Origin of the sequence: Meiothermus hypogaeus (assembly GCF_003574035.1) — a bacterium.
Lineage (GTDB): Bacteria > Deinococcota > Deinococci > Deinococcales > Thermaceae > Meiothermus > Meiothermus hypogaeus.
This window is the reverse complement of sequence record NZ_QWKY01000036.1, coordinates 17210-33772: the sequence shown is the minus strand read 5'-3', so window position 1 is coordinate 33772 and position 16563 is coordinate 17210. Positions and strand designations below refer to the sequence as shown.

Sequence of the window (16563 nt, the reverse complement as noted above, 5' to 3'; positions counted from 1 at the left end):
GTACTCATCCACCAACTGATGCATCCGTTCCCGTATTTCGCTCATTCCAACAGTTTAGGCTGTTTGCCTATTTTCAGGACACACCCTCCAGGAGAACCCACTCCGCATCCGAGAGGTCGCTGGGGTAGAAGTGCTAGGCGGGTTCAGGGCCCGGTAGCCCAGCCAGCCCAGTATCGCCAGGAGCAAAACCAGTGGCACCAACCACAGCCAGCCAGTGCTGGAAGGGGCGGCCGGAGCTTTCGAGCCCGGCGCGGCTTTGCTCGAGGCAACAGGCCCGCCCAGCTCGGGGGTGGCGATGGGGTACAGGGCCAGCAGGGGGGCGGGCTCGAGGCCCAGCAGCTGGGCGTAGCGCTTGAGGTAGCCTCGAGCCAGGGCGGGCTCGGGCAGCTCGTCGAAACGGCAGTCCTCCAGGGCCTCCAGAATAACCCGCCGCACCTTGAGAACCTCCGCTGCCTGGGCTATTTCCAAGCCCTTGGCCTCGCGGGCATCCCTCAGCCGTTTCCCCAGCTCACACATTGCGTCTTATTCTATGCCACAAAATCAGCTCACGTGCAGCTAATCTGTTGAGGCTCAGGATAGCTGGGCAAGAGCCAGCGCAATTTGGGCTGCCAGCCGCGCATTTTCTTCGAGCAGCCGCAGATTGGCCTCGTCGGTCTGGCCCCCACTCAACTCGGAGATACGCCGCAGCAAAAAGGGCGTCAGGGCTTTGCCACCCACCCCGGCGCGGGCGGCCTCCTGGGTGGCTTGCTCAACCCAGCGCTGTACCTGGCTAAACTCCAGCCCTTTGGAAATGGGGTTGAGTACCAGCGAGGCGCCCGGTAATCCCAGAGTCCGGGCGGCCCGAAAAGCCCGGGCGGCCTCCTGGGCAGATTCCACCCGGGCGGGTAGGGGATAGGGGCTGGAGGGGCTGTGAAAGGCGGGGAGATGGTTTGTTTTGTAGCCCAGCAGGGCCACGCCCAGCGACTCCAGCCGCTCCAGGGTGGCGGCCAGATCCAGGATGCTTTTGGGGCCAGCCGAGACCACCAAGATGGGGGTGCGGGAAAGCTCGAGCAGATCCGCCGATTCGTCATAGGGATGGGGGTGTACCCCGCCGACGCCGCCGGTGGCAAAGACCTGGATGCCGGCCTTGTGGGCCAGGAAGGTGGTGGAGGCCACGGTGGTGCCGGCGCTTTTGCCCTGGGCCACCAGGGCACCCAGGTTCCACAGACTGGCCTTGTCGGCGGTGTCGTCGGCAGCAATGGCTTGTAGCTCGTCCGGGGTCAGGCCCACCACTACTTCGCCCTTGAGGATGGCAATGGTTGCGGGGATGGCCCCGGCCTGCCGCACGGTATCCTCGAGCTTCTGGGCCAGCGCCAGGTTCATAGGGCGTGGCAGGCCGTGGGTGATCACGGTGGACTCGAGGGCCACCACCGCTTGGTGGTCTCGTAGGGCCTGGGCAACTTCGGGGTGTACGCGCATGTGTACAGCATAAGGGAGGGGACCGGGGATTGGGGTCAGGGAGAAGTCTGATCCCTGGTTGCTTGTATCCGCGCCCGGGTTCTTTTATCCCGTTACTTGCGGGAATACCCGATTGCGCCCCGCTCGCTTGGCCGCGTAGAGTTGCTCATCGGCGGCGGCGAGGAGTTTTTCGTGATCGGGTAAGGTGGAATCACTGCTAATTCCAATGCTCACCGTGACCTTCAGATGAGGGTGAATGGTGCTCCAGTCGTAGCTCTCCACCCGTTGCCGCAGCCGTTCACAGGCCACCAGCGCCCCCAGCAGGTCGGTTTGTGGAAAGACCAGGGCGAATTCTTCGCCCCCGTAGCGGGCAGCAAAGTCTACGCCACGGCAGTTGGACTCGAGCATCTGTGCCACCAGCCTTAGTACATCGTCGCCTACCTGATGGGAAAAGCGGTCGTTAATCTGTTTGAAATGATCAATGTCTACCATGGCGATGCTGAGGGGGAAGTTATAACGTTTGGAAGCGGCAAACTCGCGCCCAAGGTTTTCCTCCAGGTAGCGGCGGTTGTAGAGCCGGGTGAGGGGATCCTGACGGGCCAGGCGCTCTAGCTCTTTAGACTGCTGGCGCAGCTTGTCCAGCAGGCGGGTCTTTTCGGCGTTGGCTTCCTTGAGGCTTTCGATAGCACGGGCCAGCTCACGGTTGGCACGGGCCAGCTCGGTGTTGCGCAGGCGCTCGATTTCGGCTTCCTGGCGGGCTTTTTCTACCTGGAATCCGGCCAGCAGGGCGGCGGTTTTTTGGGCTTGTTGTTCCTTGTGCAGCCTGCGCTCAATTTCGATGGCCTGCTTGAGGTGGTAGAGGGCGAGTGCGGGTTTGTGAAGCTGCTCAAACACCTTCGAAAGCGCCTGGTGGAACTCGAGCAAAGGTTTCTGGGGCCCTAGCTCCTCGGCCATTTTGAGCCCTTTTTGCAGGGCCTCGATGGCGGCTTCCGCTTGCTCCAGGTGGCCGAGGGTCGAGCCTATCTGCAGCCATGTACTGAGCTCACCCAGCCGATTGCCCTGCTCCTGGTAGAGATTTTTGGAAGCCTGGAATAATTCCAGAGCTTTTTCCAGGTTGCCCAGGGTGGCATGGGAGAGGCCCAGGTTTTCCAGACAGGTAGCCCGTACCTGGGGGCTACCCAACCGGCCGGCAATTTCCAGGGCCTGCTGGTGGTAGTCCAGGGCTTCCTGGGTGCGGCCCAGCCGCTGGAACACCACACCCAGGTTGGAGAGGGCGTTGGCCTCGCCCTGGAGGTCGCCCAGCGCTCGCTTAATCTCCAGGCTTTCGCGGTAGAGCTGTACCGCCCCTGGATAGTCGCCCATCTCGAGGTAGACCAGTCCCAGGTTGTTCAGGGTGCCCGATTCGGTCAGGCGATCGCCGATCTCGCGCTTGAGGGCCAGGCTCCGCAAAAAATACTTGGTGGCCTCCTGGTAGTTGCCCAGGGTGTACTGGATGATGCCTACCCCGCTCAGGGCGTGGGATTCCTGGGCTTTGAGTTCGTATTTACGGCTTTGCTCGAGGGCTTCCAGATAATACTCAAGGGCTTTGGGAAAACTACCCTGAAAGTAGTAGAAGTTGCCCAGGGCATTCAGGGTGTCTATCTCGCCCTTGACTTCACCGGCCCTGCGCAAGATGGAGAGGGCTTCCTCGAGACACCCCTGGGATGCCGGCAGGTTGCCCTGGCGAAAATGAAAATCGCCCAGATTTTTGAGGGCCAGGCCGCGCCCGGCCGGATAGGCGGGGTTCTGTGACAGAATTAGCATATCTTCCACGGCCTCTTTGGCCCGATGCAGGTCGCTCAGGCGCAGAAACTGGTAGAGCTGATCAAGCAACTCCAGTTTCTCCGAAAGGGCCTGGGTCTGGCTGAGTTGGGCCTCGAGGGCCTGGAGGGTCTGGTTCATAGCCCAATAGTCTTGGGCTTTATAATACGATTTTATGACCCAAAGCAAACCTGGTTGCGGCGCCTGCGCTTGGCGTCGTAGAGGTATTGGTCGGCCACCATCAGGAGTTTTTCGTGATTGGGGGCAGCGGGTGCGTCGGATACCCCGATGCTGACCGTAACCACCAGATCGGGGTGGATGAAGCTCCAATCGTGGGTCTCGATTCGCTGGCGCAGGCGCTCGCAGGCGGCGGCGGCCTCGGCGGCGGCGGTCCGGGGAAACACGATGGCAAACTCCTCCCCGCCGTAGCGGGCAATCAGCCCGACTTCCGGCAGGGCTTCTTTAAAGAGGGCGGCGGTGGTTTTGAGTACCTCGTCGCCCGCCTGGTGGGAGTAGGTGTCGTTGATGGCTTTAAAGTGGTCGAGGTCAATCAGGGCTACGCTCAAGGGCCATTGTTCGGCACGGGACTGCTCGAAAAGGTGGCGAAGCTGCTCTTCGAGGTAGCGCCGGTTGTAGATCTGGGTGAGGGGGTCGGTGCGCACCATCTGCTCGAGCTGGGCCAGCAGCTGGCTTTTTTCGCGATTGGCCTGCTCCAAGGCTTCGTTGGCCGAGACCAGCTCGACGTTGCGCAAGCGCACAATCTCGGCTTGTTGCAGGGCTTGTTCGGCCTGAAAGCGAATCAAGAGGGCTAGGGTTTTGCGCTCGAGTTGTTCGCGCAGGGTGGCAGTGGTCAGTTCGTGGTACAGCCGGTGTTGCTGGAGGGCTAGGGCAAACTGGCCCTTGTGCTGCCAGATTTCCGACAGATACAGATGCACTTCGGTATGGGCCTTGCGATTGCCACCGGACTGGGCTACCTGCAAGGCTTCCTCGAGGGTGCTCTGGGCCAACGTGTAGTTGCGCTTTTCCAGCCAGATGCGGCCAATCTGCACCAGCAAATCGGCTTCGGTATGGCGGTTGTGCAGCTCGCGCTCAAGTTCCAGGGCTCGTTTGTTGAGCTCGAGTGCGGTGTCGTACTGCCCCAGGGCAAAGTAGGTGAGGGCCAGGTTGCCCAGCGCGCTGGCCTCGATACGGCGGTCCCGCAGCTTCTGGGCGAGCTGCAGGGCTTGCTGGCTGTACTCGAGCGAAGACTGGTAGGCGTCCAGGCGATAATAGGTGAAGCCCAGGTTGTTGCGTACGACCGCCTCGCGCTGCTGATTGCCCACCCGGATGCAGATTTCCAGGCCCTTCTGGAAAAGCTCCTGGGCCCGGGAGAGCTCCCCCTGCTCCAGGTAGACCGCGCCCAGGTTGCCCAGGGCGGCCCCTTCGGCATCGAGGTTGCCCAGGCTCTGGGCCAATCCCAGGCTTTGCAGGTACAGTTCGGCGGCGCCCTGGTAGTCGAACAAGGAGAAATAGGTGCCGGCCAGCCCGTTGAGGGCGGTGATTTCCTGCTTTTTATCTTGCAGGTGGTGGGCTAGCTCGAGGGCCTGGTTGTAGTGCTGGATGGCGGTGCGATGCTCCCCCAGCATTCGCTGCACATGACCCAGCAAGTTGAAGGTCCGGGCCTCCAGGGCCTGGTCGGGCCCCAGCGATAGGAGGGTGTTGAGATTGGCGCGGGCCTCGAGGTACTGCCCCAGTCGGTACTGGCTTTCCCCCAGCAGGCTCAAAACGGGTAGTCGGAGCCTGGCCAGCCCGTGCTCCTGGCATAGCTGCGCGGCCTGGGTGGCCATGTCCAAGGCCTGGGCCGGATTGATGCGCAAAACCTCGCTACCCAGGTCCACCAGCGTCAGTACCCGTTCGGCTGCCGTGGGGGCTGCAGAGGAGGTGAGGTGGGTGGCGGCGTGGTTCAAAATTGCTCCATGAAAAAGGCATCAAAAATACTTGCTAAGGGGTCGAATAAGCGCAACCTGGCTCGAGCCTAGAGGTAAAAGCCATTAATTCGGGTGATATCCGACACAACCCGGTGTTAACTGGGGTGTTTTTGCCTAATTATTACGTTTAAAACGTAGTTGATGAACTCAAGGCTGGTGATTGAACGAGCCAGGCCCTTGTGGAACATCCATCTCAAATTGAACCGAAAGCCGCAGTCTTGTGACCCGGGGTATGCCATCCTGCGCTCATGGCACGATGGCTCATGATGGGTTGTTTTGGTTTTTTACTTTTTTTGGGGCTGGCGGGCTGGGCAGCGTATTCGTTCCTGATTCGTCCGGCCCAGACCCTGGTCAACAATTTTCAGCAGATTATCGCCCTGGACAGCGATGTAAAACGGCAGACTGCGTATACACCCCCCGCCAGTGGGTTGCTGAGTCCCGATCAGGTACAGCGCTTTTTAAGGGTGCAGCGTAGTGTTAAGCAACAACTGGGGGAGCGCTACCAGCGCGTGGAGGCCCGGCTTAACCAGTTGGCCAACCAGCAAGTCGGACAGCTTACGCTGGATTACCGCACAGCACTGGACTTGTTCCGCGAAGGGGGCTCGCTGGTGCTGGACGCCAAAAGGATGCAGGTACAGGCCCTGAACCGGCAGGATTTCTCGCCAGGGGAGTATGCCTGGGTGCGCTCGCAGGTCTATGCCGCGCTGGGCTATGGGGTGCCCAACCTGAACCCCCAGGAGATACTGCGTCAGATAGGGGCCCGAGACTTCAACCCCAGGGTCGAGCTGACCAGGCCCGAAGCCCCGGCGGCCAATGTGCGGCTGGTGGAACCTTACCGCAACGAACTGGTGAGCTACTATCCTTTAACTTGGTTTGGCCTGTAAGACCATACCCGCGCCGGAGGCCGTGACAGTCGAGCCCAGAAATCGCAGAACAGAGAATTCTCTCCGCGCATTATTGGTAACAAAGATTCCTCGTCGGCTACGTCTCCACAGAATAACGGGCACGTTATTTCACAAAAATGCCTGAGTAACTTTGTGCCAAACAAACATCCGGCCTTGACGTGGATTCCTACAATGTTTAAATGCCGGAACGTAAACGCCCGGAAAAGGCACCAGGAGCCAAAGAGGCCCAGACATCCCGTGGGCGTCTGGAACTGCTGGGCGTTCCGGTTTTGCAGATCCAAACGCGCCAGCTTCGCCCGGTTGAACGCAAGACGGCGGGCATCCTGGCCTACCTGACCCTGGAAGGCCCCACCAGCCGCTCCAAGCTGGCGGGCTTGCTTTGGCCCGAGTCCTCCGAGGCCACTGCCCGCAACAACCTGGCCCAGGCCCTGCGGCGGCTCAAGCAGGCGTCAGGGGTCGAACTGGTAAGGGGTGCGGATGTCCTGGAGTTGCAAGGGCTGGAGGTGGACGTGGCTGCCCTCGAGGTCGCCCACTTCGCAGGTCGCCATGCCGAGGTGGTACAAAGCCAGGGCCGCTTGCTCGAGGGTCACGACTACGACGACTGCCCCGACTTCGACGACTGGCTTCTGATCAGGCGTGAACGTTTGGACGATTTGCGTCGCAACTCGCTAACTGCGCTGGCCGATGAGCTCGAGCAGACTGGACAGTACCGCGAAGCCCTGAGCTACGCCGAACGCCTCCTGGAATCCGATCCGATCTCCGAAGCCGCCCACCGCCGGGTGATGCGCTTATGGTACTTGCTGGGCGACCGGAGCGCAGCTATAGCGGCCTTTGAGCGGTGTCGGGGGATGCTGCTGCGGGAGATGGGGGTAGAGCCCTTACCCGAGACCCGAGCGCTGCTCCGCTTGATCGAGTTGGGGGAGCCCATCACCCCCCACGGACCCACGCCCCGCCAGGAAATCCCCCTCTCGATGTTGCGTCCCCCCCGGCTTCTGGGGCGTGAGGCCGAATGGATCCAGATGGAACAGGCCTGGGCCCAGGGGCAGGCCATTGTGCTCTCGGGTCCGCCCGGGGTGGGTAAAAGTCGATTGATACAGGATTTTCTGAGTAGCCAGGGCCAAGCTTATGTTTTTGAAGGCCGCCCGGGCGACGTGGGTATTCCCTACGCTACCCATAGCCGTATTTGCCGCCAGATCCTAGGGTATTTTTCGGGTCTGGACCTACCGGACTGGGTGCGGCTCGAGCTGGCCCGGCTGTTGCCCGAGTTGGGCCCAGCACAACCTCCTCAGCAAACCCAGGCCGAAAAGCTTCGGTTTTTCCAGGCCCAAGCCGAGCTGGTGCGGCTGGCGGTGGCCGAGGGAATGGGGCTGGTTTGCCTGGACGACCTGCATTTCGCCGACATGGCCAGCCTCGAGGTGTTGCATTTTGTCTATAGCCCGTACTGGGGTCGCCCAGGCCCGCTGCGCACGGCTTTGTCTTTTCGTACAGGCGAGCTTCCAGCAGAAATAGAGGAGCTACTGAGCCAGGCGGTTCAGAGCGGCCTGGCCGTGCGGATAGAGGTGCAGCCGCTGGACGCTGCTGCGGTTCAAAGCATGCTGGAGAGCCTCGAGCTACCAGGGCTGCAAGAGGCGGCGTCGGACTGGGCCCAGGCGCTCTGCCGCCATACCGGTGGCAACCCTTTTTTCCTGCTCGAGACCCTACGCAGCCTGTGGGAATCGGGCGGGCTGGGCCAGCGGAAACCGGGCCGCCTGCCGGTTTCCAGCAAGATCACCACCCTAATCCAGTCCCGCCTGCAGCGCCTTTCCCTGAGCGCCCAGCGGCTGGTGCGCACGGCGGCGGTGGCCGGGCCGGACTTCTCCCCCGAGCTGGCCGCTGCTGTGCTCCAGAGTACGCCAATGGAGCTGCTCGAGCCTTGGGCCGAACTCGAGGCGGCTCAGCTACTGCGCGGCCCCATCTTCGTCCACGACCTGCTCTACGAGGCCACCCTGAGTAGCGTTCCGGCCAGCATCAAAACCTATTTGCACCAGCAAACCGCGCTGTATCTGGAAAGCCAACAGGCCGACCCAGCCCGCATTGCCGGGCACTGGCTCGAGGGCGAGCCCCCCCGGGCCATTCCCTTTCTGGTGCAGGCTGCTCGCAAGGCCGAAGAAGCCTACCGGCTGACCGAGGCGGCCCAGTTCTATCAGCGGGCCCTCGAGCTGGCCGACCAAATGGGCGACGGGCCGACCTTCGACCTGCTGGAGGCCCTCAGCCAGGTGATGAGCCGCTTCGACACCGGCCAGCGGCACGCGGCCCTGGTCGAGCGCATGCTGGCCCTGGCCGCTACCCCCGCCGAGCGGGCCCGGGCCTGGCTGTGCGAGGCCATCCGCCTGGGCGAGCACGCCTATGGCCCCGAGGCCGAGCAGGCTGCCCGCCAGGGCTTGCAGCAGGCCGAGGAGGCCGGGCGGCCCGACCTGCGGGTTCGCTTGCTGGACGCCCTGGCTCAGTCGCTTTTTGTTCAGCGCAAGACCCCGGCTCTGATTGAGGCCCTGGAGCAACTCCGGCAGCTTCATCTGGAGCGGGGCGATGCGCTACAGGCGGCCATCTGTACTTCGCGGCTGGGCATTGCTTACGACCAGCTCGAGCGCCACCGCGAGGCCCTGGAGTTCTACCGCGAGGCTGAGCCCCTTCTGGAGCAGTCCGGGAACCGGCTGATGCGGGTCGGCTTCCACCACAACCGTGCGGTCTGCCTGGCCGCGCTGGGCTACGCCGAGGCAGCCCTGGAAGCCCAGTTGCAGGCGCAGCGCTTGCTCGAGGGGATGCAGGGCGTGGTCGGCCGTGAGGTGCACCACCTCAACAACCTGGCCCTGCGCTACTACGACCTGGGGCGCTACGCTGAAGCCCAGCAAGCCCTGGAACGCGCTTTGCAAATTGTGCCCGAAGAATGGGGCTGGACACGGGCTTTCAGCGAGTACCAGATGGCCCGCTTGTACTGGGTGTGGGGCGAGTGGAAGCTGGCTTCGGACTGGCTGGGTCGGGCCTTGGGCGAGCCCGACCTGCCCCGACGGGACGAGGCCACCTACCGGGTTCTGGAAGCCCTTCTGGCCCACCAACTGTGCGAGCCGGTAGGGCCGCTGCTGGAGCGCCTCGAGGCCCTGTTTGTCGGGTACCGGGGCCTGGCCTATGGCCGCTACCGGCTGGCCAGAGCCCGCATGAGCCCCCCGGAGCAGGCGTTGCTTTACACCCGGGAGGCGCTGGCCCTGGCCCAGCAGAACGACTGGCCGAGCCTCGAAATAGCGGCCCACACCCTATCGGCTAAGGCCTTGCTCGAGTCGCCTGCCCGTTCTTCCAACGATAGGGAAGCCCGGCGCCACATCCAGGCTGCCGTGGAAAAGCTAGAAGCGTACTGGCCCACGGGCTGTACTAGGCTCGAGGTGCTGTGGGTTCACTACCGGGTTCGGGCGACCGGCCAAAAGGCTGGCAGTGCCCAGCTTCGACCCGTGGTACACTACCTGCTACAGGTTGCCGAACAAGTACCCCCTGCGCACCGCCCTGGCTTTCTGAGCCAGAACCCCCTCTGCCAGGCGATACTTGGGGCGGCCCAGTCGGCTGGGATCGCCCTCCTCTAGCACCTGTCATCCTTCAGTCATGCCAAGGGGTCTATTGTGGATGACATGTTTGCTGGATTTTTTAAGCAATAGGGTCCTTAACCGCAAACAGGAGGCAGACCATGAATGCAAGATGGCTATTGGGCGGGGTGTTGTTGGCGCTACTGACGGCTTGCCCCGGTGGGGGATCGGGCAATATTGGGGGTACGGTCTCGCTGGGGTCCAGTATTACCGGGCAAAGCCTTCAGATTGACTCCCAGCCGGGCAAACTCCGGCGCACGGGCGAGGCGCGCTTTGTGCCGGGCGAGGTGTTGGTGGAGTTTCGGGGAGGGGTGAGCCTGCAATCGGTGAGCAGCCTGCGGCTAGAGGTGCAGGGTAGGCCGGTGGAACTTCAGCAGGTGCGGCCTCTGGGTCTGGCCAACACAGCCCTCTACCGCGCCGATTTGAGCGAGGCCGAAACCCCGGCTTTGTTGGCCGTCCTTCGCAGTCGTTCGGACGTGGCCTCCGCCGACCTGAACTGGCTCGAGCAGCCCATGGCCACGCCCAACGATACGCTTTACAACCTGCAGTGGCACTATCCTGCCATTAACCTGCCCCAGGCCTGGGATCGCACCACCGGTTCCAACAGTGTGGTGGTCGCCATCCTGGATACTGGGGTGCTCTTCAACCCGAGCAATGCGAACCAGTCGCACCCGGATATCGGCAATCGCTTGCTGCCCGGCTACGATATGGTCTCGCCCATCAGCGGCGCCAATCCCTTTGCCAACGCGGGTGACGGCGATGGCCGCGACCCAGACCCCTACGACGTCGGCGACGAGCAAAGCACCAGCTACCACGGTACGCACGTGGGCGGTACGGTGGGGGCTGCAACCAACAACAACCAGGGCGTGGCCGGGGTAGACTGGACGGCCCGCCTCCTGCATGTGCGGGTGATTGGCCTGTTGGGGGCCACCGTGGCCGACCAGGTCGATGCCATCCTGTGGGCCGCGGGCGAGACGGTGCCCGGCCTGCCCGCCAATGCCAACCCGGCCAAGGTCATCAACATGAGCCTGGGGGGCAAGGGCCCCTGCACCACCGCCCGCCAGAACGCCTTCAACCTGGTTACCAGCAAGGGGGTGGTGGTGGTGGTGGCCGCTGGCAACGAAAACGACGATGCTTCGCTCTATAGCCCGGCCAGTTGCGCCAATGTCATTACCGTGGGGGCCACCGACTTTGCCGGAGCCCGCGCGCCTTACTCCAACTACGGCGCCCGCGTGGATGTGATGGCGCCAGGCGGTGATGTGAGCAAAGACCTCAACAATGATTCCTATGCGGATGGGGTGCTGAGCCTGGGGTTCGACGATCAGACCCAGCAGTTCAACTACAAGTTCGAGAACGGCACCTCGATGGCCGCGCCCCACGTGGCCGGGGTGGTAGCCCTGATGAAGGCCCTCAGTCCCAACCTCAATACCGCGCAGGCCCTGCAGATCTTGAAATCTACGGCCAGACCCCTGAACGCCACCCAGTGCAACCGGCCCAGCGGCAACGACTGCGGCGCGGGGCTAATTGATGCCAATGCGGCCCTGGCGGCGGTGCAGGGCGGCAGCACCTCGAGCTTCAGCCTGTCCACTGCCAATACCATCCTGACCGCTCAGCCGGGCGGCAGTGTGAATGTGCCCATTACCATCAGCCGTAGCGGTGGATTCAGTGGAGCGGTGAGCCTGAGCCTGCAAGGCGCGCCCAGCGGGGTGAGCGGAAGCTTCAACCCGGCCAGCACCACCCTGGATGCCAGCACCCTCACCCTGAACGTAGCCGCCGGTGTTCCCAATGGAACCTATGCCCTTACGGTGCGGGGCACTTCGGGTAGCACCTTTGCCAGCCTGCCCCTTAGCCTGAGGGTTGGGAGCGGCACCAGTGCCAGTGTGCAAGGTACGGTGGTACTGGCCTGTTATGTAGCACAGGGCGACTGTGACCTTAATCTCTCCAAGGCCATCCAGGTCAATCAGGGCGGTACCTCGGCCAGCTATACCATTCCCGATCTAACAGACGGCGAGTATGCTGTGCTGGGCTGGAAAGACCTCAACAACAATGACGATGTAGACCGAGGCGACTACCTGGGCGCGGTGGTGGACCAAAGCGGCAACCTGGTGGCTGTGCGGCCCGGCAACCTACAGGCCAACTTCCAGCTCGACGCACTGAGCGACGACTTATCGCAGCTCGCCCCAGGGGTGTTGCGGAGCCTCGAGCAGTCTAAAATCAAGTAGGCTCTCAATCCTTCCAACAGACCCCTGCGGGGGTCTGTTTTGTTCAGTCATCCTCCAGTCATGCGGACTGTTCTACCTTAGCTGCACACCCTCAGAGGGTTGAGCAAGGAGGAAGTCATGCAAGGGATGCGAATGCTAGCTTTGGGTATTTTGCTAATGCTTGGTTTGTTTGGTACAAATGCCCAGGCAGCCCCTGGCTATGTAGATGGCAACTTTGCTTCGGTTAGGCAGATATGTGCGATAACCAACCTCGAGGCAATTGCCTCACAAAACTTCGTGGGGTTTTACGCCGATCCTAGCGTGCCCTATCCCAAGACCGGCGATGTAGGCTATGTGCGGGCGGTAGGCTCCAACGTAAGTCCTTGTACCAACGATACCATCGGCTTCGATTTTTTCCTTCCGGATGGAGCTACGCTGGCAATTGATAGTACCAATCGGGTACGTTGTTACGCTATTAAGTTCACAACCCCCACGCAGGTTATTGACTTTACCGACAACCCAGCGGGTTTCCAGGGTGGCTGCTCACAGACACCGTCTACTGGAAACTTTGGTGGCCTTTTTTTTGGCTATGCAGTAATTGCACCGGGCTGGCAGGTGGATATTCGCGTACCGGTGCGCTACAACAAACAACTGCTGGGGTTGAGTGGTCCAACTAGCCACCGCCTGACTGCGGTAGCCAATACCGCCTGGGGTACTGCCACACCCTTTGTGCCGGTGACAGTGTTTTACCAGGCTGGCTTCCAGAACCTACAAAGCAGCGGGATTAGCGCAATCACAGCAACGCTTGGGGTGAATCTTTTTAGCTATTTCAAGGGCGGCCAGCTGTATGTGGATTATGGGACCACCAATGCCTTTGGTTCATCCACCCCTCCCGCTACTGTGCCCAACACCGATCTTAACTTTCCCAGCGTTAGCACCAACCTTACTGGCCTGAGCCCCAACACCACGTATTTCTGGCGTTACCGCTTCGTCACCGATGCAGGAACTTTCAATAGTTCCACCCAGACCTTCACCACTTCGGCGGCTCCTACCTTTGCCCTCACGGTCAACAAAAACGGTACGGGCTCGGGCACCGTGACGAGCAGTCCCTCAGGTATCAACTGCGGAGCTACCTGCTCGGCTGCGTTCAACGCCGGGGCCTCGGTAACCCTAAGTGCAGCGGCGGCCAGCGGCTCTACCTTCGCCGGTTGGAGTGGGGCCTGCACGGGTACGGGTACCTGCACCGTCACCATGAATGCCGCCCAAACCGTGACCGCTACCTTCAACACTGCGCAAAGCTTCGGTACCCTCAATCTACAAGTGTCGGGCCTGCCCAGCGGCAACAGCGCCACCCTCACCATCACCGGCCCGGGCGGCTTCAACCAGCAGCGGACTATCCTGACCGGCACCGGCCAATCGCTATCCGATGTGGTGACCGGCATTTACACCGTCACGGCTCCCAGTGTGGTGGTGAGCGGCACTACCTACAACCCCAACCCGGCCAGCCAGAACGTCACCGTGACCACCGGCAGTGCCACCGCCAGCGTGAACTACACCCAGGCGCCTGCTGCCACCTTCGCGCTTACGGTGAGTAAGGGTGGAACGGGGGGTGGAACCGTAAGCAGCAGCCCAGCTGGCATTGCCTGTGGCGCGACCTGTACCGCCAACTATAGCTCTGGGGCCAGCGTGATCCTGAGTGCGGTTGCTGATGCGGGCTCGAGCTTCGCCGGCTGGGGTGGGGCCTGTAGCGGTACGGGTACCTGCTCGGTCACGATGGACGCAGCCAAGTCGGTCACAGCTACCTTCAACACCGCACCCGCAGGTGGTTTGACCATCAGCGCAGCCAAGCCCGCCAACGCCCCCACCGATGCCACCCGCAACAAAGGCCAGAGCAACGTCTTGATGCTGGCCTTCACCCTCAACCCCTCGCAGGCCACCCAGTTGCAAAGCATCACCCTGCAGGCCAGTGGCAGCGGCAACGACAGCCTCGACCTCACCGCGGTCAAGCTGATCCGCGATGCCAACGCCAACGGCCAGATTGACAGCGGTGAAACCCCCATTGCCAGCGGCACCTTCAGCGCCGACAACGGTACCCTTAGCCTCGCCCTGTCCGCCCCGCTGGCCCTCAGTACGGGCAACAGCCAGTTCCTGGTGGCCGCCGATATTGCCAGCACCCTGGCGGCCCGTCCGGCGGTACTGAAGGCCCAGAGCCTCCCGGCCCTGCCCACGCCCTTGCTGCTTACCTTGCTGTCCATGATGCTTCTGGGTGCTTGGCGGATGCGCTCGCTGCGGGTGGGTTTCCTGGCCCTGGCCCTGGCTCTGGCCCTGGCCGCCTGCAGCGGCGGTCAGAGCACCACCCCGGTCGACAAGACCTATCAGATCAACCTGACCAGCGTGAGCGCCCAGGGCAGCCCAACTCTGAATGGTCTGCCCATTACCGGCGCCACCATCACGGTGCAGAAGTAAAGCCCTGGGGTGTCGGCTCCGGGCTGCCTCCTCAGGGCCGACACCCTACCTCCAAAACTGAGCAGTGGAAGGGAGTGAAGATGAAGAGACAAAACAAAGCAATCGCGGTTGTGCTGTGGGTGCTGCTGGGCAGCGCACAGGCCCAGTACACGGCTGGGGGTTTTGGGGCTCCAGTGCAGAGCTTCAGCAACATCTACCAGGCCAACGTGTACCAGGCTTACAGCAACATCATGTTCACCACCCAGATGCAAATCAACAAGGCCATGCTGGATGCTGCGGTCAAAAAAAGCCAGCAAAAAAGCTCTAGCGCAGCCCGCCCAACCAGCGCTACCAGCTTCAAGCAGGGTTCAGGGCGCATACTGGTAGACACTTTTGCCCAGAGCCTGACCCAGGATAAAGCCCAACAAAAAGAGCTGACCAAGGTTTTTGATGTGGGGCTCAAGCTCTACGAGGACGAGGCCAAAAAGCAGGGCAAACCCAACAACGTAGCCTTGGCTTTTACCTATCTGGTGGGGGTTTGCTACTTGGTCTATAGCGGCCAAGAGCCCTCTGAGGCCAGCTTGAGTGCCCTACAGGCCAGCGTGGATGAGGTCTTTGGCTCGAGCCCGGAGTTCAAAAAGGCCAGCGATAAAGAACGCCAGACCCTCTATGAACTCTTCGTGCTGCTGGCTACCCTGCCCTTGGCAGGCTACTCGGTGGCCACCGAGCAAAACGATGCCGAACTGCTCAAGACCTACCAGCAGATCGCCGGGGGCTTGCTGGAAGCGGTGCTGGGGGTCAAGCCGGAGCGGGTCAAGTTTACCGCCACGGGTTTGATGATTCGCTAAAGGAAGGCATGAACGCAACACTGAACAAAGTCTATGTGATTCGGGTCTGGTACGAGCCCAGCCCCGGCGGCGAAATCTGGCGGGCCTCCTTGAGTGAGGGCGAGGAGCGCCATTACTTCGCCGAACCCAGCGCCCTGACGGCGTTTTTGCTACAGGAGATGGAAGAGTCCAGGGAAGAGGCGCCTGAGTAGCCGGTCATGCTTCAGTCATGCTGGATTGTCTACCCTTGGCACCAGGAGGTACGCATGCACAGAATTCCCATTGCGCTGGCGCTATTGCTGCTGTTGGTTGCTTGTGGGGGTGGCGGTGGAAACAATCCTACCAACCCCAGCAACCCCCCCAGTCCCCCCAACCCTACCGGCAGTTTCCCCGCCGAGCTCTCGGGGGTCTGGCAGGATACCCTGGCCAGCAGCGGCAACTTTAGGAACCCCCTCACCGGCTTTGAGTTCACCATGACCGAGGGCTACTCGGCCCAGCTCAAGGTGAAGCCCAATGGCGAATTCTACTTCGCCCACTACTCCCAGGGGGTTGCGTCCAACTGTAGCCTGGTGAGCTTCTTCGACCAGATGGTGGGGCTGGCCGAGTGGAACAACAACCGGCTCGTCCTGCGGCCCCGCGAGCGCCGGCTGGACGTGCGGAATTGCGCCCAGTCGGGCACCTTCAACCAGCGGCTCGACCCGGTGGTGTTCGAGGCTTCGGTGAGCGAGTACCCCACCTTCCTGGATACCAGCCTGCTGATGGAGCTCTCCGGCGGGCCCTATCCCCTTCGCTTCAAGCTGCTGAACCGTACCCCGCCCGCCAACTTGCCTCAACCGCCCCAACCCCCTGGCTTCGAGCTGGGTCAGGTCGGCCCCTACGACGAAATTCTGGGGCTGTGGGGCCGCGAAGAGACCAACTTCTACAACCCCCAGACCGGGGCCTACCAGTTTCCCGACTGCTGCGGGGAGAACCGCTTTGTGCGCTTTTCGCCCGAGGGCTACGAGCTGGGCATGGCTTTTGTGCGGGTGAACCTCGAGGGGGTCTGTAAGAAAGACCTGATCTACTACGAAAAGGGCCAGGCCCTGTTCAAAATCACCAACCAGCGCGACAGCTACACCTACCAGGGGGATGTGCGTCTGGCCGCCAGCGAGGCCCGGCTAATCGTGCGAATCCGCGAGTGTGGGGCCGACGACGGGGTGCAAACCTATACCTTGCAGCCCCTCACCCGCTACCACCGCTGGAGCTACACCCTGCCCGTCGGGGGTGAGAGCTTCATGCTGGGCTGCCAGTACCCTACGCACTTCTGGGGTTTTGCGGTCTGCTACGGAGCCGACCCCTGGTACACCTACCAGCGGCGGTAAAGGAAGAAGGGC

General features: G+C 62.0%; 11 protein-coding genes. 7 read left to right on the top strand and 4 right to left on the bottom strand.

Annotation, left to right across the window (positions count from 1 at the left end):
* Positions 1-54: 54 nt before the first annotated feature.
* The 4 genes from Mhypo_RS18905 to Mhypo_RS18755 form a co-directional block, all read right to left on the bottom strand.
* Positions 55-516 (bottom strand): helix-turn-helix domain-containing protein, encoded by a 462-nt coding sequence (locus Mhypo_RS18905; RefSeq protein WP_119341231.1) that lies wholly within the window; start codon positions 514-516, stop codon positions 55-57.
* Positions 517-570: 54 nt separating this feature from the next.
* Positions 571-1458: a pseudouridine-5'-phosphate glycosidase gene (locus tag Mhypo_RS10410; RefSeq protein WP_119341230.1), complete on the bottom strand. Its 888-nt coding sequence runs from the start codon at positions 1456-1458 to the stop codon at positions 571-573.
* A gap of 84 nt (positions 1459-1542) precedes the next feature.
* Positions 1543-3378, bottom strand: a complete 1836-nt coding sequence (locus Mhypo_RS10405) for a tetratricopeptide repeat-containing diguanylate cyclase (RefSeq protein WP_119341229.1) — start codon at positions 3376-3378, stop codon at positions 1543-1545.
* A 32-nt stretch (positions 3379-3410) separates the two neighbouring features.
* A complete protein-coding gene (locus Mhypo_RS18755) occupies positions 3411-5183 on the bottom strand; it encodes a diguanylate cyclase (RefSeq protein WP_119341228.1) in 1773 nt (590 codons plus the stop codon).
* A gap of 269 nt (positions 5184-5452) precedes the next feature.
* Here Mhypo_RS18755 and Mhypo_RS10395 point away from each other — a divergent pair, with 269 nt between their 5' ends.
* The 7 genes from Mhypo_RS10395 to Mhypo_RS10355 all read left to right on the top strand — a co-directional run bounded on the left by Mhypo_RS10395 (position 5453) and on the right by Mhypo_RS10355 (position 16551).
* Positions 5453-6088: a hypothetical protein gene (locus tag Mhypo_RS10395; protein WP_119341227.1), complete on the top strand. Its 636-nt coding sequence runs from the start codon at positions 5453-5455 to the stop codon at positions 6086-6088.
* A 200-nt stretch (positions 6089-6288) separates the two neighbouring features.
* On the top strand, positions 6289-9717 hold the full coding sequence (locus Mhypo_RS10390; RefSeq protein ID WP_119341226.1) for an ATP-binding protein: 3429 nt from the start codon (positions 6289-6291) through the stop codon (positions 9715-9717).
* A gap of 101 nt (positions 9718-9818) precedes the next feature.
* The gene (locus Mhypo_RS10385) at positions 9819-11939 is read left to right on the top strand and encodes a S8 family serine peptidase (protein WP_119341225.1); all 2121 of its coding nucleotides are present in this window, start codon (positions 9819-9821) and stop codon (positions 11937-11939) included.
* Between the two features lie 117 nt (positions 11940-12056).
* Positions 12057-14384: an InlB B-repeat-containing protein gene (locus Mhypo_RS18125; protein ID WP_170148269.1), complete on the top strand. Its 2328-nt coding sequence runs from the start codon at positions 12057-12059 to the stop codon at positions 14382-14384.
* Between the two features lie 80 nt (positions 14385-14464).
* Positions 14465-15211: a DUF6683 family protein gene (locus tag Mhypo_RS10365; RefSeq protein WP_119341223.1), complete on the top strand. Its 747-nt coding sequence runs from the start codon at positions 14465-14467 to the stop codon at positions 15209-15211.
* Positions 15212-15219: 8 nt separating this feature from the next.
* Positions 15220-15402: a hypothetical protein gene (locus tag Mhypo_RS10360; protein WP_119341222.1), complete on the top strand. Its 183-nt coding sequence runs from the start codon at positions 15220-15222 to the stop codon at positions 15400-15402.
* Positions 15403-15456: 54 nt separating this feature from the next.
* Positions 15457-16551 (top strand): hypothetical protein, encoded by a 1095-nt coding sequence (locus Mhypo_RS10355; RefSeq protein ID WP_119341221.1) that lies wholly within the window; start codon positions 15457-15459, stop codon positions 16549-16551.
* Positions 16552-16563: the final 12 nt, after the last annotated feature.